The organism is Sphingomonas sp. CFBP 13733, from assembly GCF_014841795.1.
Taxonomy (GTDB): Bacteria; Pseudomonadota; Alphaproteobacteria; order Sphingomonadales; family Sphingomonadaceae; genus Sphingomonas; species Sphingomonas aerolata.
This window is the reverse complement of sequence record NZ_JACYUP010000008.1, coordinates 81555-100233: the sequence shown is the minus strand read 5'-3', so window position 1 is coordinate 100233 and position 18679 is coordinate 81555. Positions and strand designations below refer to the sequence as shown.

Below are 18679 nucleotides of genomic sequence, written 5' to 3'. Positions count from 1 at the left end.
GTCTTCTTCTCTGCCGTCGCGCTCGCGGCCACCGTCATCTTCTGGCTATGACCAATGAGTCCTGACCCTAAAGCACGAAGTCGGGTCCGGCAAAGCACGAACTATAAGCATACTCGGTCCGCAATAGCACGAAGCTGGATTAAACTTGTCCGTGAAAGCACGAAATTATTACCCCGTGGGTCCGGCGAAGCACGAATACTGGCTATTTCGCACAGGGCTTCTTTCCTCCAAAAATACCGAAGAGTTGACGAAACGAGCGTCAGCGAAGGGAAAATGAGCTGTGACCACATAAAAGAAAGCCCGGCACAAAGGCCGGGCATCCCAGAGATTGTGTGGAGCGACGTCGCCAAACGTCGAACCGGGTCTATTGCTGTCCCCTCCATATAGCTCTGAACGAACGTAAGTTCAAGGATGCGCGTTTTGCGCCACGCTACCCCTTTGCCCGGACGATCATGCGCGTCGACGAACGATGACGCACCGCCCCGGCGCGATGGCGCCGGGGTTCCCCCTGCTGCGGAAAGGATGAGATCATCAATTTCGAGCCCCCCTTCCCCACACCACGCTCGGCGATCAGCACGGCCGTGTGGAGCGCCCGGGGTCTTAGATCGCCTCGCTCATGGCAGCGGTCGTCGTGATGGCGGCATTCTTTCCGATGAGATCGAGTGCTTCAATGCCCGCGACTTGCCGCCGAATTTGATGAGACCGGCTGACGGTCGCTATCTGGACATCGACGGTTGTCCGGGAAGAGTGACTGGTGCGTGTGGGAGGCAAGACCGTCGCGTGGGTCGGCGCCTCCCCTGCCCTACCAACGTCGGAAAGGCTCTGTCGTCGACTCTGTCCATCGTGACGACCGGGCGGAGTCAGCGTCAAGGATGCGCGGTTCCCTCAATTTTGACGTGGCCCTCGCTTCGCTTCGACCACGACAAAATCGGCACCCCCACGCCCCGCTTGCGCGGCCGCTGCGCGGTCCTGTGACCCTGACCCCACCCGATCGTCAGCCGGCATCCGTCTCAACGAACAGACGGAGGTTTACCTGCACGTCCAAACCGCACGCACCCAGGCATGGCTCGCTGAACTTGCAAGCATCCAAGCGGAGATCGCAGCACACGGGATGCCCGAGCAGGCACCCCTCCCCGCAGTAAAGCGAACTCGCAAGCTCAAGCCACTCTGGGAGAAATGAGCATCGTCCGGGCGGCCTCAGCCGCCCGATTAGGATTGGGTCTTCGTCTTGAGCGTCGTTGTATCCGGTGTGGTGCAGGTCGTGTCGAACGAGATCGGGCCGTGGGTACTTCACGATCAATTTCGCCATTTTGCGCTTTGGTGAACGCCGATCGCGTTTGTCGCGTTCGGCGTCTCAATCTCTTATCGATTTGTGGCGTGGCACTGTGGATTCATCAATTGCTTTGGCGATACGGGAACTGAGGGGAACCGTTCCTTCGTCTGGTAGCCACGTGGTAGCAACGAGCTAGCGATACTGTAGCGACTTGATCGCGGATTGCGTTAGGGTAGCAACTAGACAGCTATGACGTAGCATGTTCATACACGGTTGGTGGCCTGCCTCTCGCGGCTTGCCAACCGCGTCTTGACGGTATCGCAAAGGCGCGTGTCGCTAGTTGGTAGCATGCAGCAACCGACTACCAATTGGATCGCGAGCACGTCGCTTCCCGGCCGCAACATCATCGCATCGAAACTGCAACTAGGTCGCGACAAGCCTGCTACTAACTCGCGTGCTAATTGCGAGCAAATCGCAATTATAACGCAGGTTGGTCGCTGCTAGATTGTGTCAAAGTCGCTAGACACTACTTGGTAGGTTGCGATATAGCCGCTTCATGAACGCTGGCTGCTACATGGTAGCAACCTGGCCGCAACGGGAGAGCAGTATGCCAGTCATCAGTTTCGTGTCGCCGAAAGGCGGGGTGGGCAAGACCACGGCGACATTGTTGCTCGCCGGAGAGTTGGCGGAGGCGGGGGGTACCGTACGCCTGATCGATGCTGACCCTAACCTTCCGCTGGTCGACTGGGGCCAGTTACCGGGACGACCGGATGCGATAACTGTCGTCGCGTGCCGCGACGAAAACGCGATCATCGATGAAATCGAGCGGGGCGCGTCGGAGGCGCGCTTCACACTCGTTGACCTCGAAGGCGCGGCAACCGCGACCGTCACGTTCGCAATCGCTCAAAGCGATCTGGTGATCATTCCTTGCAAGGGGTCGCATCTGGATGCCACCCAGGCTGCCCGCGCTATTAAGCTCGTCAAGCAGACGGCGAGAGGCACCAAGACAAAGATCGACTATGCTATACTGTTCAGCCAAATCCCGCCAGCGCTGCGCTCGAACAATCAGAAGGACATCGCGGAGCAGTTCAACGATGCTGATATTCCGGTCCTTCCCGTCATGATCTACAATCGCGAGGCCTATCGCGCGATGTTCGCCGCTGGTGGCACGCTTCGCACCATCAACGACAAAGGTGTCGGTAACATGAAGGCGGCGCTCGAGAACGCCGAAGCCTATGCGGCAACAGTGATCGCTAGGCTCCGTAAGGCGCGTACCGTGAAGGAGGCAGCATGACCCGGTCCAGGCTCGATCTCTCGGAGTTCGATGATACGCCCGCGAACAAGGATCCAGCAAAGCTACGCGAGATAAGCGACGGGGCGGGCTTTCCGTCGCGTCCGGCTGTCCCAGCTGTAGCTGCCCCGCCTGTAGCGGCGCCCGTGCCTAAAGAGCGTCCCCAAGCCGGGACATTCCAACGGCCGCCACGCGTAACCGGCAATCGCAATATCGCGATCAACGTGAGGGTAGATCCCGAGACCGCTGCGAGACTCTATGCTCTTCGTGACGCGGATCCGGCACTCAAGCGCGTGCTCGCCGACGTCGTAGCAGATGCGGCGCTCTTGCTTTACAAGAAGGAGATTGGCGGGGCTGCTCCATAGGTAGGGCAGGGGCCTTGCATGGCCGTTAGCGCGGCGACGCAACGCAATCCTGGTCGACCGCCCGCGCGCCGCAGACCCCCGTTAAAGGCGGCCCCACGATCGATGGATAGGGCGTGATACCCCGCTTGGCACGACCGAGACGGCGCCCGAAACACCATACGAGCCGCGCCCGTGTGCCGCGGCGCACGGGCGAGCCCCGGCCGCCAACACGTCGCAAGCTATGGCCGGTCTGCAGGGGAGGGGGGGCAGCCTGATCTGGCGCCGTCAATCTGCTTTCGGGTATCCTGCTCGGCCGCGCTGAAGCGAGCGCCGGCCGTCAGCCTCCGTCGGCGCAACACCCAGACGGGCCGTGGCTGCCAAGATTGGGGCACCGCTGCGTTCGATCCCAGCCAATGCCCTTACCGCATAGAATGGCGGATCGAAGGTCATCCCTTGCCCACGCTAGGTTCGATCAAATCCCATCGGTTTCCGTAGAGGTCTTCGAAGACCGCCACCGTGCCATATGGTTCATGGCGAGGCGCTTCGACAAAACGGATGCCCCGCTGAGTGTAAGCGAGGTGGTCACGGGCAAAGTCGTCTGTTTCGAGAAACAGGAACACGCGACCGCCGCTTTGATCGCCGATCGCCTCACGTTGCCGGTCGCCAACCGCTCGCGCTAGGCAGGTACCGCCACAAACCTGTCATCAGCTCAAGCTATCATGGGGATACCCAAGAAAGCCGGATGAGATGAGCGAGCAGGAAAAGCGGAACATGATCAAGGCCACGCGGGGGTATCTGCGCGTGAGTACTGAGGAGCAGGATCTCGCTCGCCAGGAAGTGATAGTCGCCGGGGCGCGAGGAGCTGGGTACTATGTGGCAGCAGTCTACCGGGAAAAAGCATAGGTGCACGACCGGACCGGCCAGAACTGCTGCGCATGGTTGCCGACCTCCAGCCTGGTGAGGTGGTTGTCGCGGAGAAGATCGATCGGATCAGTCGTCTGCTTTTGCCCGAGGCGGAGTTGTTAGTCGCGACGATCAGAGGGAAGGAAGCTAAGCTCGCGGTGCCGGGGATCGTTGATTTGTCCGACCTCGTTGCCGATAGTTCTGGTGTTGCCCGGATCGTGCTCGAGGCGGTGCAGGATATGCTGTTACGGGTAGCGGTTCAGACCGCCCGCGACGATTACGAGACCCGTCGTGAACGCCAGCGCGAAGGGATCGAGATTGCCAAGCGGGAAGGCCGGTATACTGGGCGGAAGCCTGACCTCGCGCACCATCGCCGCATTATCGCGCTTCGTGACGCTGGCATGAGCATTGTTAGGACGGCCGAGCTGGCCGAATGCAGCATTGCGCAGGTCAAGCGAGTGACAGCTCTGCATCGTGCGAAAGCAGGCGTTTCATTAACCAAGGGGGTGTCGTCGGAGGACGGATCCAGCTTAAAGTTCGTGCTTCGACGACAGTGGAATAAGCCGTCGTCAGACAGCTGGCGGTAGGCCCGATTTGATCTTTCCGCCCACCGACGTGTCGGTTGCGGCTCCGTAGCGTTCGGCTTCTGCGACTAATTCAGCATCTGACAGGGCGCGGTGGTCTATCCACCACTTCGCATCAATTACGACGGCACAAACATGGCGGCCGTTTCCGTCTGTGCCCGAATTCGCCATGAGCGCGCAAAAGCGGCTGGCCCGTAGGGTTGTCGCCCAAGCAACCTGGCGATCACTGCCTGTGAGCAAGGGAAGGTCTAGGTGGGCAATGGCTGCACTGTTACGAACCGCCGCCTCCGCCTGCTCACCTTGCTTGGTCGCGACGAAACAGTTGCGACACTTGGTTGCCTTCAGCCAGCGGGCTTTGCGCTCCTGCTGGCTGGCAAAGCCGGAAAGATAGTGAATCTGCTCATGCCCGCAGGCGTGCGTGATGATTTGTCCCATAACATGATGATGCTCGACAGCCGTTTCGAGGCAACCGGGATGAGTCAGGTTCAATCACGAATGCGTTGAGCCGTTGGCGTGACTACTTTCCAACTTCAATCACTTAGTTGGGGGCTACTCCATCGGCATTCACGAGAGCGGGGCCGACAAGCGTGCCGACCAGACGAACCCGCTTCTCTACGAGGTCGAATGGCGCTGCAATTCCAATTCGTAGCGACCCCCAAGGTCCCGCCGCAGGTAAAAGGCGCCACCGTCGCGGATCAATGTACCAATCTCATCTACCCGCATACCGATCAACGGCACGATCGCGTTGTCGTTCAATTATCGCGTTCGGCGCGCTTGCGATCCGCCTTCCGCGCACGACTGACGGCCGCGGCATGTTCGCGCGCCCGTTTCTCGGACGGCTTCTCATAATGCCGGCGCAGCTTCATCTCACGGTACACCCCTTCACGCTGCAGCTTCTTTTTCAGGGCGCGCAAGGCTTGGTCGACGTTGTTGTCGCGGACGATGATCTGCATGATGGCTGGCTCGTTATGGCTATAGGTTAGTCAAATACAACACGCTTTATGCCCAGGAACGAGCCATGCCAAGGATAGCTTAGGCGGCATAGCCTGGCGATCCGCGTCACCGACGACGAGTTGAGCTCATCGTCGGCACATAGGGTTACCTTCGTCCGGTCGCCCTGCCTTTGAAACTGATATTGCGCCGTTGCATTCCAAAGAATGCCATATCCCGATTGGCGCGCGGAGCGCGACTGTGAAAATGTCGGCGCGATCGAGCAGATCGGTGTCGGCGAGGCCTGTAATAGACCGAGCGAACGGTTGATCCTGCATACCGGCGTGTCGGTCGTGGACGGGCAAATGTCCTGCGCCCGCATCTGGAGGCGGCGCTGGCTGGCACGGATGCAGCCTGGGGTATCACGAGCTCTACCCCGTCATCTTCGGCGAGGAGCTGGCGACCCCCGCCTGTGCCAGTGTAGAGCGGATCGCGGCGGTGGGGGCCTGCGTGGTGCGTCCCGCTTGATGCTGACGCCCGTCAGCCCTCGCGCCTGAACGCCCGCATCAGCGTGCGGCTGTATTCGCGATGGGTCGGAGTTTCCCGGTGGCACCCGGCAGATGATGGCGCGATGCCAAGCGAAGCTGCCGGTGTGAACGTCAGTTCCCCGAAATAGATGCCGTCCGCCCCGTCATAGAGGTCAACGCGGACGAAATCGAACGGTGCCGCCAGTGCTCGAGCCGCCGCGGTCATCTCAGCAAGGCGACCAGCATCTGGAAGCCAGTAATCTTCCGGGGTCGTGAACCCGTCGTCTGCGTCCATGGGCTCGAACCCTGGCACTTGGAACAGGCGGCTCCATGCCGTACCGAACCGGGCGTGATCGACCTGGCACAGCAACGGTTCGCCGTGGATGCAATGAAACTTGTAATCGTCGGGCGGGGCGGAGTTATGGGCGGGCACCAGCGTTTCGACGATGATCTGCCGCGGCAGGTTCCAATACTGCATCTCGCGCATCACGAGCGCATAATCGATTGATGCCAGCTGGTGCATCGCCGCAAGATCTGCCGGCGAGGTGACGTTCCGCAGAAAGACGGGCGATCCACTGGCATGGGTCGGCTTGGCGATCGCAGGGGTTCCAATGAACGGCCGCAGCAGCTCGTGGAGGCGGTCGACGGATCGCACACCCGCCATCGGGATGACCGCCAGCGTTTCGAGCACGCGCAAAGCCGGGCATGATCGCGTCGCCATCGCCTTGGCAGTGCCCTTGTCAACGAACGTACGCTGGAGCGCCGACCAATTGGGGTTGATCATGCGGGCGAAGATCAGGTCGTTGATCGTTGCGGCGGCATCATTCGGGGGAAGCGGCCATCGCCCGAACTTCCGTTCAAAATGACCGCCTGCGATCAGATGGTTGAACCCGCGCTCCATTGGCGCGGGACGGGCGAACCCGTTTCGGTCGTCCCCTGACAAGTCCGTCATTCGATACCCTTGCCCATTGATCCCGATCGCGGATCAGTCCGCCTGCGGCCGCAATATGGCATCCAATTGGGTGAGGCGACCCGGAATGCATGCGACATGAGGGTAATGTAAGCCATTGCCTGGAGCTTGGCGGGGCGCACACGGAAAGTGAGACCGCCCCGAACTGCGTGCCATCATTAAATACCGGACTGCTGGTCAGCGATCCGTTATGTGGCATTCGATGCCGGCTCGCTGCTTTTTAACCCTCATGATTGCCTGTGTCTCATTGATCGGATGTGGCGACCGTACGCCTGACCGTGAACGTGTGCTGCGACAATTGGCACAATCCTCGGATGCCCAGCTTGCAGAGGGAAGCCGAGAACCTCAGGAAAAACTGATTCGAGCGCCGTCCGATAAGGAAGCACGATATTTTCTAATCAAATCGCGAGCGCGATTGTTACATGGCACGCGTATAGCCGTCATCCGCAAGGAGCTTGCCGAGAAAGTAGGTTACGGTCGCATTGAGGTCGATTGTGCAGAGCGCTCGATGCGGGTGCTGGCCTTGTCAGATCGACGTTCTTTTGTAGAAGCAGGGCTATCAAGACCTGTCGAACTAAGCTCCATCGCCGATCGGCCGTTGAGGCGGGAATTAGCGGCTGCCGTTTGCGCAAAAGACGGAGTGTAATAGGCGGGTAGATTGATCTGTCAGCGCTGGCTGATCGCCGACCGCTACGAAACCCTGCTAGGTGTTTGGTCCCGGCATCTGGTGGATCAGATCAACAATGAATCTGTCCGGCTCTGACGTCCAGATCTTGCAATGTATTTGTAAGGCGTGAGGCCATTGAGCGTCTTGAGGCGACGGGCAAAATAATAGGCCGCCATGAGGTTGGCGAGGTGCACAGGCAACTGCTCGTGGCTATCGTAATGGAAGCGTTTGGCGGTCGCCTCCTTGATCGTGCAGTTCATCCGCTCGACTTGTCCGTTGGTCCAGAGATGGTAGGGATGGATCGGCCCCTTAACTGAGCTCGGGAGAGCCTTGGTGAGCCGGTGCTCTATGTCGTTCGCTTCGCAGATCATGTCGAAGCGCATCTGCCGCGACCAAGCGGTGTTACAGTTGCGCGACTGTGCGACTAGACATGCTGGACACCTTATTTGGCCTTTGACGACGCGAACGAGCGCGACGGCATTCTATCTAGTGAGCAATGTGCTTGAAATGCTACGGCGCGGTTGGAAGTTCCATATTTTCACTTATGATATCCATGTTCACCAGCGCACCCATGGTTGGTTGTACAGATAATGTCGGGACCATAGGGGCTCCGTCTGGAGAGGAATTTCATGCGTATCGCACTTGCAACCCTAGCCCTGCTCGTGTCCGGCGCAGCATGCGCGCAGTCGACGCCAATTCCAAAGATCGAGGCGCGCGACGGGCGTCACGCGCTGATTGTTGACGGCGCACCATTCTTGATGCTGGCCGCGCAGGCCAACAATTCGAGCAACTATGTCTCGCAGCTGCCAGCAGTCTGGCCCATGCTCGACCGGATGCACGCCAACACGCTCGAAATGCCGGTCGCCTGGCAGCAGATCGAGCCGGTCGAGGGGAAGTTCGACTTTTCCTTCGTGCAGGCGCTGCTTGACCAGGCACGCGCGCACGACAAGCGCGTCGTCCTGCTCTGGTTCGGAACGTGGAAGAACACGTCCTTGGCGTACACGCCCGATTGGGTAAAACTCGACAATATACGTTTCCCGCGAATGAAGACGCGCGACGGCAAGGATCACGGCGTCCTCTCGGCGATGTTCTCCACGACGATGGAGGCGGACAAGAAGGCGTTCGTTGCGCTGATGACTTATCTTAAGTCGCATGATCCGCAGAACACGGTGATCATGGTCCAGCCGGAAAACGAGACGGGGAGCTACAGTAATCCGCGTGATTACAGTGCGAAGGCGAATGCGTTGTTCGCACAGGCGGTCCCGGCGCAGCTTATAAAGGCGCTCGGCAAGGCGCCTGGGACGTGGAGCGCGGTGTTCGGCGTGCAGGCGGACCGCGCGTTTAACACTTGGCACGTCGCGCGCTTCGTTAATGTGATCGCCGCGGCGGGAAAGGCGGTAAAGCCGCTGCCGATGTATGTGAACGCGTCGCTCGCAGGCCCCTCGAACGTGCCCGATCCCAACGGCGTCGCGAGCGGCGGCCCGCAGCAGGACGTGCTCGACATCTGGAAGGCGGCGGCACCGTCGATCGATGCCGCGGCGCCCGACATCTACGATCGCAAACACGACAATGTAATTGCGTATCTGAGCGCCTATGCGCGGCCCGACAACGCGCTGTTGGTGCCTGAGATCGGCAACGCGAAGGATTTTGCGCGGTTCTTCTGGCCGGCGCTGGGGCGCGACGCGATCGGCTATGCGCCGTTCGGGATGGATGACACGGGATATTCCAACTATCCCCTCGGCGCGAAAACGCTCGATGACGAGACGCTAGGTGCGATCGGCAGGAAATATGCGCTGTTCGCGCCGATCGCACGAGAATGGGCGGGCGTTGCGCTCACGCATCCAACCTGGGGCGTTGCCAAGGGTGAAGACGGCGCAGCGCAGTCGACCGTGATGGGCGATTGGTCGATTACGGCGAGCTTTGGGCAGTGGCAGTTCGGACAGAAAGAATGGACCTGGATCAAGTCCGACAAGCCCTGCTGGGCCGATCAGCCCGTCGGAGGCGCGGTCGTCGCACAACTATCGCCGACCGAGTTCTTGGTCGCGGGGGATTATGTCCGCCTGAACTTCAGCGCGAAGACCGGAGGGCCCGCCAAGGGCATGATGCTGCGGGTCGAGGAGGGGACGTTGACCGATGAGCGTTGGACTACCACCCGTGTGTGGAACGGGGATCAAACGGATTACGGACTCAACATCGTCAATCGACCGACGCTGCTTAAAGTTACGATGGGGGTGTACAAATAGACGTCCGCTTCCATTACTTCTTTTGCAAAGGCTCGCGCGTAGTTGGAACCGGGTCTCGGCCTAGGCCGGGACCATTTGGTCCACGCGCCGGCTTGCTGAGGGGGTCACACCAACCCACGCCCCTCGATTCGGACTGCTGGGACAAAGCCCGTGTACGCCGGTAGGTCCAGATGCAGTCCGGCGGCGTCGCGGCGATGCTTCAATGTGCCACCGCCGAGCAGTGATACCCGCTCGATCTCCCCCGCTGTGCGTCCCGTTCCAAGTGACGCAATCGTCGCAGGGCCGCGCGGGGGGGCGAGGAATAGTGCGTAGAGTGCACTCCTGTTAGTCGTGAAGCGTATGTCCCGCGGCGTGAACGGCTTGGCAGTCGCCTCGTTCTGCATGCCAACTGCAAGCTTGGTGGGACCTTCGCCGTAAATGCGCCAAGGTCGCGAGCCAAAGATCGCTTCGCCGTTGGTTGCGACCCAGGCTGCCATGCCGTCGAGGATCTTCTCCTCTTCCGAGTCTATCGAGCCGTCGCCAGGCTGCGGTACAGAGAGGAGCAGATTGCCGTTTTTGGATACGACGTCGGCGAGGCGCTGTATCACCTCCTCGGCGGTCTTGTAGCTGCGATCGTTGAGGCGTGCGACGTTGTAGAACCAGTCGCCGAGGCACGTGTCTGTCTGCCACGGCTCGTCCCACAGATGATCGGTGAAGCCCTTTTCGACGTCCTGGACGATGCCGAAGCGTTCGTTCGGCTTCAGCTGCTTGCCGGTCAGCACGACGTCGATCTTGCCGTGCCATTGGATCGAGCGGTTATAATAATCCGCTGCTGCCTCAAGCCCGACGGGGCCGAACGGCAGCCCATAATCGTCGAAATAGACAAGGTCTGGCTTGTATTTCTCGACCAAATCAGTCTGGCGAAGCAGCCAGCGCGTGACATAGGCAGGGTCGTCCTTGGGACCGGTTTCGACCCACCGGCCGTTATTCTTGTCGTGCCAGGCGTTCATCGCCTCGATCGTGTCGATGCCGTCGGGGAGCACGGCATGACCGCCGGTGTAGAGCTCCTGCGGGTCGAGTCCTTCCCACCATTGGCCTTTGCCGTCCGCCTTGGCTTGCGTGAAAGCATCGTAGCGGACACCCTTCTTGGCACCGATCGGGTCGTAGCCATAGGCGGGCTGGTACCAGTGCCAGGCGTGCGCCGCGTGGTTCGACACGCCGAATTTAAGGCCGGCGGCACGCGCAATCTTTTCCCATTCGCCGACGATGTCGCGCTTCGGCCCAACCCGTAGCGAGTTCCACGCGTGGTAGCGACTGTCGTAGCAATCAAGATTATCGTGATGCGTCGCGAGCGCGACGAAATATTTAGCGCCGGCCCTCACGTAGCGGTCCATCAGCGCCTGCGGGTCCCAGCGCTCGGCCTTCCAGGCGTGCTGCAGATCCTTCATCCCGGCAACCGACGGATGGCCGTAGGACTTGAGGTGATGCTCGTACATCGGATGGCCCTGCATATACATGAAGCGGCCGTACCAATCCCCCTGCTCGGGCACCGCCTGCGGGCCCCAATGCGACCACAGCCCGAGCTTCGCGTCGCGGAACCAGTCGGGGTAGCGGTAATTGTCGACGAGCGAGGGCCAGTTTGCCTGCACCGGACCGCTCGCGCGGCCCATCGGGCTGGCTGCGCGGGCGGCGGTGGCAAGGCTCAGGGCGGCGGTGCCGGCGAGAAAGCCGCGGCGATTATAGGTCATTTGTCGGATCCCAACGTCTTTGCGATCGCGGCGAGCGCGAGGGTTTTCATGATGGCGTAGCCGGCGGGGGTAGGGTGGACGCCGTCGGTCGAAAGGCCCGGCTTCATGCCGCCCTCGGCCGTGGTTAGCGCGGCATGATAGTCGACTTAGCTATGCCCGTGCACCTTGGCATAGCCGCGCAACCAGGTGTTAAGCGCGGCGATCTGCGAGACGGGCCGCTTCGCGGGGCTCCAGGGGAAGGCGGCGGCGGGCGGAACCGACGCGAGGATGACCTTGATGCCGTACGCGCGCGCCAGTTCGGCCATGCCGGTGATATTGCCCTCGACGGTTGCCATCGTCACAGCACCGGTGTTGCCAGCAATGTCGTTTGTGCCTGCCATAATGTGAACCGCGGTCGGATGAAGTAGGATTACGTCGTTGCGGAAACGGATCAGCATCTGCGGCGAGGTCTGGCCGCTGATCCCGCGGTCGACCAGGCCGTTGGTAAACGGCGACGCATCGGCGCCGATCCAGTTGTCGGTGATCGAGTCACCCATGAACACGACACGCACGGGGGTCTTGAGCGCAGCGTTCTGCGCGGCGTCGCGGCACAGCTGCCCGTGATCGCGCGTTAGCATATGCAGATTGTACATCTGATAGTCGGCGGCGGGTTTGGGGTGCGTCGGGCACGGATCTGCGACGATGCCGACGAGGTCGTCGGCATAAGGATCGCCGGGGACCTTGGTCTGCGCGGCACCGGGGGCCAAGCACGAGATGGCGGCGAGCAGCGCCGTGAGGGTTTGGATGCGCATATCAGTTCCTTGCAAGCGCAGCGGCGATCGCGCGCGAGGCGATGGGAGTCATGCGGGCATAGCCGCTAGGGAGCGGGTGAATGCCGTCGGTTGTGTACGAGCGGCCGAGCATGCCTCGGGCATCAACCAGGGCAGCGTAGTAATCGGCATAGGCATAACCGCGCTCAGCGCAGAAGACGCGCAGCCAGGTGTTGAGCGCAAGTAGTTCGTCAGGCTTGCGCTCCCCGACCACGTTGCGCGCGGCTTCGGTATAGTCGTTCACCGGGAGCAGCGATCCGAACACGACCTTAATGTGGTGCGCGTCGGCTAAGTCGGCCATTGCTTCCCAGTTGGTCTTGATCTGCTCGGGTGTTTCCTGTTGCAGGAAGCCCTGCACGTCGTTGACGCCGGCGAGGATCACGACCGCCCGCGGGTGCAGCGCGATTACGTCTTGATGGAAGCGCAGGATCATCTGCGCTGTGACCTGGCTGCCGATGCCGCGATTAATATAGGGCTGGCCGGGAAAGCTGGCCGACAGGTTCCAGCGGTCAGTGATCGAATCGCCGAGGAACACTACGCGACGCTGGCCGGGTTTGCGGGCGGGGAGAGCGGCATTGGCTTGCCGGTAGATGTAACGTTCACCAAAATCCTGCATCAGGCTTGGGACGAGCTTGGCGCGGAAGGGCCCAAGCCACTGGCCCCAGTCCCGCTCCACGACGACTCTGCGCTCGGGCGAGCTTTGATAACCTTGCGCTACGGCCGCGCTCGACAACAAGGCCAATACGAAGACGCCGACCTTCATCCGAGGAGGCCGTGGCGCGCAGCGAACGCCATGAACAGCGTGGGCCATGCCATCGCCGAGCGGTCGGCGGGCAGCCGACTGCCGAAGCCGTGCCCCCCGTCCTCGAAGATGTGCAGTGCGACCGGGCGTTTGGCGTCAGTCATCGCGCCGAACATCGCGATGCTGTTCGCCGGGGGCACGAGACCATCGTCGGCGGCATGAACGAGGAAGGTCGGCGGGGTGTTCGCGTCGACGCAGTGTTCGACCGAATACCGGCGGCGCGTTTCGAGCATAGCTTCGGCCCCCAACAGCTGATCGCGCGAGCCGGCATGCGTATAGGGTTCGTACAGGCTGATCACCGGGTATACCAGCGCAGCAAGATCGGGACGGGCGCTCTGTCCGTCTGCGGAGTCGACAGGTGCGTACACCGCCCGCGCATGGTGCGTAGCAAGCAAGCCTGCGAGGTGGCCACCTGCCGAAAAACCGACCACTGCGAGACGATCGGCCCGCACGCCGAAATCCGCGGCGCGGCTGCGGATCAGGCGCATCGCACGCTGCGCGTCCTGCAGTGGCACGTCGGAACGGTCGTCCCACCCTTCACCGGGCAGGCGGTACATTAGTATGAACGCGGTGATCCCGCGCGCGTTTAGCCACGCCGCTTGCGAGGTGCCCTCGTTGTCGTACGACAGGAAAGCGTAGCCCCCGCCGGGGACGACGAGCACCGCAGACCCATTTGCGCGCGCAGGACGACGCACGATCAACACGGGTTGTGCGATGCCCGTGACCCAACGATCGGGGTGCGCGGGATCTTGCGATTGGTCGTCGATCCGTCGCGCGGGGATCGTTCCTCGGCTGCCGGGTGGAGCCCCGGGCCACAGCGCAACTACCTGGTCCGTCGCGCTGATCTGCGCGGCGAGAGGGCGGGCGAACGCCATCAGCGCTCCTCCGCCCAAGACAGTTCGGCGGGAAGGGGTCATGCTGCGCTCTCCACCTGCTGGATAGCACCGGCGCCGTCCCTTACCACAGGCGTAAGTTGTCCCGCGATCGCTGCGGCTGCCGTGCGCAGCACATTCTGCGAGGCTGTCAGCGTTAAGCGACTGGCGGGACCGTCAACGAACGGCACGGTCAGCGCCGCGCGAGCGAAGCCAGCAGTGAGGATTGGCACCGACAGATCGGTGATGCCGGTCAGTACAGGGCTTGCGGTTGCGCCACCACCATCCGCGACGAGCCTGTTGAGCTGCGCAACGAGCGCCGCTTCGTCAATCGCTACACTGGTCAGGCGAATCTCCTCCAGCATGGCTCGCCGTGCTTCCGACGGCTGGAAGTCAAGCGGAATGCGCCCCGAGGCCGAACTATATAACGGACGGCGATAGCCCACGCGCACCGCAAAGCCCGATAAGCCGGGCGCCTCGACCCCGGTGATCACCACCATTTCGGCTCCCGACGCAACCGCCATATGGCAGCTCTGTCCGGTGTTGCGCGCGACGTCGTGCATCGTGGGGAGGGCCGTCGAAACGAGATCGCGAACCGGCGGCTGGCCCATGCTCACCGCAAAGAGCCGGTTGGTGAGGCGATAGCCGTCGTCGCCGCGCGTGATGTAGTGATGCTCTTCGAGCACTTGCAGCATCCGGAAAATCTCACTGACGGAGCGTCCAAGCGCGATGGATATGTCGGACATGTTGAGCGGGCCGGCTGCAGAGGCGAGCATCTCCAGGATCTCAAGACCCTTGGTCAGGGCAGGCGCCTGATAGCGCGATTTGTCGGCCATTCCTTCTCTCCAGCGTCCTTATCACGGCTTCTGCGAGACCGCTGATCGGGTCAGAGGTGCCATCAAAGATTCACACATGAAAGCACTTTTTATATTTCATAATCGTTTTATCAGGTTTATAGGATTGTACAGCGCTCTGGCCATGAGAAGCCGGGGTCTGAAGAGGATTACACGATGATTGATTCGGCTGCTGCGCGTCGCGTTCGAGGAATGCATCTGGCAACCGGGACGTCCGTTGTTGCGCTCCTACTGGGCTGGGCTATGCCCGCCTCTGCGCAGACGGCAACACCTGTGCCGACGGCATCGGAGCAGAGCGGTACGGTTGCTCCTAGCGCGGAGGAGGGCGTCGCCGGCGCTCAGGCCGAAGGCACTACACCGGCGCAGGATCAAGCCGATATCGTCGTCACCGGCGTCCGTGCCAGCCTTCAGTCGGCCCAGAATATCAAGCGCAACTCTGCGCAGATCGTTGATTCGATCGTTGCCGAAGACATCGGCAAGCTGCCCGACCGCAACATCGCCGAGGCGCTGCAGCGCATTTCGGGCATCCAGATTCAGCGTAACTACGGCGAGGGCAGCTCGGTTGCGATCCGTGGCCTGACGCAGGTCCGCACCGAACTGAATGGCCGCGACATCTTCACTGCTAGCGCCAACAGCAGTTCGCTGAGTTTGGAGGACGTGCCTTCGGAATTGCTCGCCGGAATCGACGTCTACAAGAACCCGTCGGCGGACCTTATCGAGGACCAGCTGAGCGGTACGATCAATTTCCGTACCCGCAAGCCGTTCGACTTCAACGGCTTCAAGGTCTCAGCCGCGGCGACGAACACCTATTACGACCTCGCGCGCAAGAGCCAGCCGACCGCTTCGCTGCTCGTCAGCAATCGCTGGAACACCGGGATCGGCGAATTCGGCCTGCTCGTCAGCGCTTCGTACCAGAAGACCGTGTTTAGCCAGGACACGATCTCGACGGAGCCGTTCGAGACGCTCGATCCGAACGATCCTGATCCAATCATTCGCGCGGCATCCCTCGCGGCGTTATCGTCGCTTGGTCGCACTGGGCAGGTCACGACCATTCCGCACGGCACCGGCATCGGCCAGGTCAATGGCGCACGCCGGCGGTTCGGGATCGACGCGTCGCTGCAGTGGCGGCCGACTGACACGCTGGAGATCACGGGCGAACTGTTCCGCAACGACTACAAGTTCCGCTATGACGATTTCAGCTACTTCGCGGAGCCTGCGGAAGGCGCGTTGAACGTCGTCCCAATCCCGGGCGCCGCGTTCGCGTTTGGCCCGAATGGCGATTTTCAAAGCGGATCGTTCCGGGACATCCGCCTTGCGGCCAACACCAGCCTCGAAAAGCGTCACTCGACGACCACCGACTATTCGCTGAACGCGAAATGGCGCCCGAGCGCAAGCCTAACGATCACCGCCGATGGCCAGTTCGTCGATTCAAAGACGAACGGCCTCCGCTCGATCGTGGGCCTCAACGGCGTTGGCAATGCTACGCTGATCCAAGACATCAGCGGCGACATCCCCTCGTTCCAGATCACCGCGCCCGGCGGACTGGAGAACCCCGCGAATTACGCGTCCGCTTTCTATCTTGATAACCTGAGCAACTCGCGTGGCAAGGATAAGACCGGCCGCCTCGATGCCGAGTACAAGTTGGACGGCGGTGTCCTGCAGTCGATCAAGGTCGGTGCTCGCTATGCCGATCGCTCCAGCCGCTCGAGCGACACCGGCTATCGCTACACCGGCCTGAACGCGGTGCCTGCGCAGCTTGAATTCGGCAATTTCAGCAAGTTCTTCCGGGGGGACGCTGATCTATTCGGCAATGCGCTGCTGTTCTCACGCGGAATCACGCGTGACTATGGTACGACGCTTGGCACACTCGGTATCCCGACAACGCCGTCCTATCTGCCTAGCAGCACAAGCAACCAGTCGCAGAAGACCTATACTGGCTATGCCACTGCCTTCTTCAAAGCGGATACACTGCCCGTGCCGATTGACGGCAATATCGGTGTACGCGTGGTGCGGACCAAGCTGAACGTCGACGGCTTCTATCAGCAGACCGACCTAGTCACCCCGGTTGCCGGCGGTCCGCAGGTAACCGGGCCTACCACCTTCGTGCCGATCGTGAGCAGCGACAACTACACCTCGGTGTTGCCGAGCTTGAACCTGCGCGCACATCTCACTGAAAAGATGCAGCTTCGTCTGGCGCTGTCTAAGAACATATCGCGCCCGACGCTGAGCCAGCTCAACCCGAGCCTGAACATCACCGAGCCGGGCATCGCACAGATCCGGCAGGAGCAGTACACCTCGGGTGGCAACCCTGATCTGAAGCCGATGACCTCAAAAAACCTCGATGCGTCAGCCGAATGGTATTTCTCGCGCACCGGATCGCTCACCGTCGCCGGGTTCTACAAAGATATCTCGGACTATATCCAGACCGGCATCTCGCAGCGTAACGTCACCTTTACCGACGGCCAGACCGCGCTATACAACGTCACCTCGTACAGCAACGTCAGCAACGCCAAGGTAAAGGGCGCTGAAGTTGCCTATCAGCAATTCTACGATTTCCTGCCGGGGCCGCTCGCGGGCCTGGGCGCGCAGGCGAACTTCACCTTCGTCGACTCATCGGCGCCTAGCCCAGCGACCGAGGGCCCCGTCCGTCAGCTGCCGCTACAAGGATTGTCGAAGTACAATTATAACTTGATCGGCATTTACGAGCGTGGCATTATCTCGGCGCGCGTCGCCTACAACTGGCGCAGCAAGTATCTGAGGCTCACATCCGGCAACGGATCGGGCAATCTGCCGGTGTTTCAAAAGGCGTCGGGTCAGTTCGACGCGTCGATCACGGCGAACGTGACGCCACATCTGTCGTTGACGCTTAACGGGGTCAATCTGTTGAATACGATCCAGCAGACCTATTATGGCCTTGAGTCCCGCCCCCGTGATTCGATTGCGAACGATCGTCAGATCAGCGGCGTGGCGCGAATCACCTTCTGATCGCGACTTTTTCACGTTGAGATGATGACGTAATCTAACAGGAGTGTTTGTAGTCACATCTGAATTGAGCGGTCGAACAGCATGACCGAAGCTAAGCCAAGCCAGATGCGCATGACACCGGGCCGAAATTTGACTGAGCGGCTATTCAATTTCGTGGGGCGTGAGATCGTTACCGGGCGTTACGATGGAAAGCGGTTTCCTACGGAAGCCATTTTGGCGTCTGAGCATCATGTAAGTCGGCCGGTCACACGTGAGGCGATCAAGATGCTGACTGCGAAGGGTTTGCTCTATGCGCGTCCGAAACAAGGAACTTTTATACAGCCCATCTCAGCATGGAACCTCTTCGACGCTGACGTGCTCAACTGGTTGCTCGAACGTCGATTCACGCTACCTTTGTTGCGCAGCTTTATTGAGTTTCGCCTTGCCGTTGAGCCGATGGCTGCACAGCTCGCTGCGCGTTCTGCGACGCCTAAAAATATTGCGGTGATTGCCGCTGGCTATGCACAGATGGAATCATCTCAGCAAGGCGATGATGACGCACTTGAGGCTACTATCGTGTTTCACATCGCCATTCTACAAGCATGCAACAATCCCTTTTTCAGTCAGTTCGAGAGTTTCGTCTCGACTGCATTGCGGACTTCAATCAGCTTTACTAACCGGTTCAACGACCGCGACGCAGGCCTTGCAGCGCACAGGGCGGTACTCGATGCTATTGCCGCGCATGACCCAATTTCCGCCAGTATTGCGTCTCGATCGATTATCGAAGACCTCATGATCCTGATCCGCAAGGTCGAGAACGAAGGCAGGTAGGTCAATCTTGACGCCACCGTCTTTGGTGTTTGCCCCCCCCATCTGGCTGATCGAATATACGATGATTTAATTAAGCTATGACGGCCAG

At 60.7% G+C, this 18679-nt stretch carries 16 protein-coding genes and 1 pseudogene; 6 read left to right on the top strand and 11 right to left on the bottom strand.

The genetic code is table 11. From position 1 onward, the window contains the following. Window positions 1-1880: 1880 nt before the first annotated feature. Together IFT71_RS19025 and IFT71_RS21235 are read left to right on the top strand one after the other, a co-directional pair. Window positions 1881-2567 carry a ParA family protein gene (locus IFT71_RS19025; protein ID WP_192071925.1) on the top strand — a complete coding sequence of 229 codons (687 nt, stop codon included), beginning with the start codon at window positions 1881-1883 and terminating at the stop codon, window positions 2565-2567. Then, window positions 2564-2929: a hypothetical protein gene (locus IFT71_RS21235; protein ID WP_206757463.1), complete on the top strand. Its 366-nt coding sequence runs from the start codon at window positions 2564-2566 to the stop codon at window positions 2927-2929. The genes IFT71_RS19025 and IFT71_RS21235 overlap by 4 nt, the downstream gene beginning before the upstream one ends. Window positions 2930-3354: 425 nt before the next feature. Here IFT71_RS21235 and IFT71_RS19020 read toward each other — a convergent pair whose 3' ends face one another. Continuing rightward, window positions 3355-3528: a VOC family protein gene (locus IFT71_RS19020; RefSeq protein ID WP_197976235.1), complete on the bottom strand. Its 174-nt coding sequence runs from the start codon at window positions 3526-3528 to the stop codon at window positions 3355-3357. A 315-nt stretch (window positions 3529-3843) separates the two neighbouring features. Here IFT71_RS19020 and IFT71_RS19015 point away from each other — a divergent pair, with 315 nt between their 5' ends. After that, entirely contained in the window at window positions 3844-4398 is a 555-nt protein-coding gene (locus IFT71_RS19015; protein WP_446740691.1) for a helix-turn-helix domain-containing protein, read from the top strand. Here the strand turns inward: IFT71_RS19015 and IFT71_RS19010 are convergent. The 5 genes and pseudogenes from IFT71_RS19010 to IFT71_RS18995 all read right to left on the bottom strand — a co-directional run. Then, window positions 4381-4884, bottom strand: a complete 504-nt coding sequence (locus IFT71_RS19010) for a hypothetical protein (protein ID WP_192099413.1) — start codon at window positions 4882-4884, stop codon at window positions 4381-4383. The genes IFT71_RS19015 and IFT71_RS19010 overlap by 18 nt on opposite strands. Window positions 4885-5007: 123 nt before the next feature. After that, entirely contained in the window at window positions 5008-5118 is a 111-nt protein-coding gene (locus IFT71_RS22045) for a DUF5818 domain-containing protein (RefSeq protein WP_446740775.1), read from the bottom strand. A 29-nt stretch (window positions 5119-5147) separates the two neighbouring features. Further along, window positions 5148-5348, bottom strand: coding sequence for a 30S ribosomal protein S21 (gene rpsU / locus IFT71_RS19005; protein ID WP_031393196.1), 201 nt, complete (start codon window positions 5346-5348; stop codon window positions 5148-5150). Window positions 5349-5865: 517 nt separating this feature from the next. Next, window positions 5866-6804, bottom strand: a complete 939-nt coding sequence (locus tag IFT71_RS19000; protein ID WP_192142892.1) for an ATP-grasp fold amidoligase family protein — start codon at window positions 6802-6804, stop codon at window positions 5866-5868. 721 nt (window positions 6805-7525) lie between these two features. Beyond that, window positions 7526-7866 (bottom strand): annotated as a pseudogene (locus IFT71_RS18995) (integrase core domain-containing protein); the annotation flags it as partial. Between the two features lie 252 nt (window positions 7867-8118). Between IFT71_RS18995 and IFT71_RS18990 the strand changes: the two are divergent. Continuing rightward, complete coding sequence (locus tag IFT71_RS18990; protein WP_192071921.1) at window positions 8119-9732, top strand: DUF5597 domain-containing protein; 1614 nt, start codon at window positions 8119-8121, stop codon at window positions 9730-9732. A 104-nt stretch (window positions 9733-9836) separates the two neighbouring features. On the opposite strand, the gene IFT71_RS18985 is transcribed toward IFT71_RS18990, so the two are convergent. The 5 genes from IFT71_RS18985 to IFT71_RS18965 all read right to left on the bottom strand — a co-directional run bounded on the left by IFT71_RS18985 (window position 9837) and on the right by IFT71_RS18965 (window position 14778). Further along, complete coding sequence (locus IFT71_RS18985; RefSeq protein ID WP_192071920.1) at window positions 9837-11459, bottom strand: alpha-L-fucosidase; 1623 nt, start codon at window positions 11457-11459, stop codon at window positions 9837-9839. A 146-nt stretch (window positions 11460-11605) separates the two neighbouring features. Beyond that, window positions 11606-12250, bottom strand: a complete 645-nt coding sequence (locus IFT71_RS18980) for a GDSL-type esterase/lipase family protein (RefSeq protein ID WP_244649318.1) — start codon at window positions 12248-12250, stop codon at window positions 11606-11608. A gap of 1 nt (window position 12251) precedes the next feature. Continuing rightward, window positions 12252-13031: a GDSL-type esterase/lipase family protein gene (locus IFT71_RS18975; protein WP_192071919.1), complete on the bottom strand. Its 780-nt coding sequence runs from the start codon at window positions 13029-13031 to the stop codon at window positions 12252-12254. Beyond that, on the bottom strand, window positions 13028-13945 hold the full coding sequence (locus tag IFT71_RS18970) for an alpha/beta hydrolase (RefSeq protein WP_244655054.1): 918 nt from the start codon (window positions 13943-13945) through the stop codon (window positions 13028-13030). Before IFT71_RS18970 ends, IFT71_RS18975 begins: the two co-directional genes overlap by 4 nt. Before the next feature lie 38 nt (window positions 13946-13983). Then, on the bottom strand, window positions 13984-14778 hold the full coding sequence (locus tag IFT71_RS18965) for an IclR family transcriptional regulator (RefSeq protein WP_192142888.1): 795 nt from the start codon (window positions 14776-14778) through the stop codon (window positions 13984-13986). A 174-nt stretch (window positions 14779-14952) separates the two neighbouring features. Between IFT71_RS18965 and IFT71_RS18960 the strand changes: the two genes are divergently transcribed. Together IFT71_RS18960 and IFT71_RS18955 are read left to right on the top strand one after the other, a co-directional pair. After that, complete coding sequence (locus tag IFT71_RS18960; RefSeq protein ID WP_244655053.1) at window positions 14953-17781, top strand: TonB-dependent receptor; 2829 nt, start codon at window positions 14953-14955, stop codon at window positions 17779-17781. 81 nt (window positions 17782-17862) lie between these two features. After that, on the top strand, window positions 17863-18591 hold the full coding sequence (locus IFT71_RS18955) for a FadR/GntR family transcriptional regulator (protein WP_192099406.1): 729 nt from the start codon (window positions 17863-17865) through the stop codon (window positions 18589-18591). The last annotated feature ends 88 nt before the right edge of the window (window positions 18592-18679 follow it).

Excerpts from the sequence above, each read along its gene's own strand:
- IFT71_RS19025 (WP_192071925.1), top strand. The coding sequence starts at position 1,881 with ATGCCAGTCATCAGTTTCGTGTCGCCGAAAGGCGGGGTGGGCAAGACC.
- IFT71_RS21235 (WP_206757463.1), top strand. The coding sequence starts at position 2,564 with ATGACCCGGTCCAGGCTCGATCTCTCGGAGTTCGATGATACGCCCGCG.
- IFT71_RS19015 (WP_446740691.1), top strand. The coding sequence starts at position 3,844 with ATGGTTGCCGACCTCCAGCCTGGTGAGGTGGTTGTCGCGGAGAAGATC.
- IFT71_RS22045 (WP_446740775.1), bottom strand. The coding sequence starts at position 5,118 with ATGCGGGTAGATGAGATTGGTACATTGATCCGCGACGGTGGCGCCTTT.
- rpsU (WP_031393196.1), bottom strand. The coding sequence starts at position 5,348 with ATGCAGATCATCGTCCGCGACAACAACGTCGACCAAGCCTTGCGCGCC.
- IFT71_RS19000 (WP_192142892.1), bottom strand. The coding sequence starts at position 6,804 with ATGACGGACTTGTCAGGGGACGACCGAAACGGGTTCGCCCGTCCCGCG.
- IFT71_RS18990 (WP_192071921.1), top strand. The coding sequence starts at position 8,119 with ATGCGTATCGCACTTGCAACCCTAGCCCTGCTCGTGTCCGGCGCAGCA.
- IFT71_RS18985 (WP_192071920.1), bottom strand. The coding sequence starts at position 11,459 with ATGACCTATAATCGCCGCGGCTTTCTCGCCGGCACCGCCGCCCTGAGC.
- IFT71_RS18980 (WP_244649318.1), bottom strand. The coding sequence starts at position 12,250 with ATGCGCATCCAAACCCTCACGGCGCTGCTCGCCGCCATCTCGTGCTTG.
- IFT71_RS18975 (WP_192071919.1), bottom strand. The coding sequence starts at position 13,031 with ATGAAGGTCGGCGTCTTCGTATTGGCCTTGTTGTCGAGCGCGGCCGTA.
- IFT71_RS18970 (WP_244655054.1), bottom strand. The coding sequence starts at position 13,945 with ATGGCGTTCGCCCGCCCTCTCGCCGCGCAGATCAGCGCGACGGACCAG.
- IFT71_RS18965 (WP_192142888.1), bottom strand. The coding sequence starts at position 14,778 with ATGGCCGACAAATCGCGCTATCAGGCGCCTGCCCTGACCAAGGGTCTT.
- IFT71_RS18960 (WP_244655053.1), top strand. The coding sequence starts at position 14,953 with ATGATTGATTCGGCTGCTGCGCGTCGCGTTCGAGGAATGCATCTGGCA.
- IFT71_RS18955 (WP_192099406.1), top strand. The coding sequence starts at position 17,863 with ATGACCGAAGCTAAGCCAAGCCAGATGCGCATGACACCGGGCCGAAAT.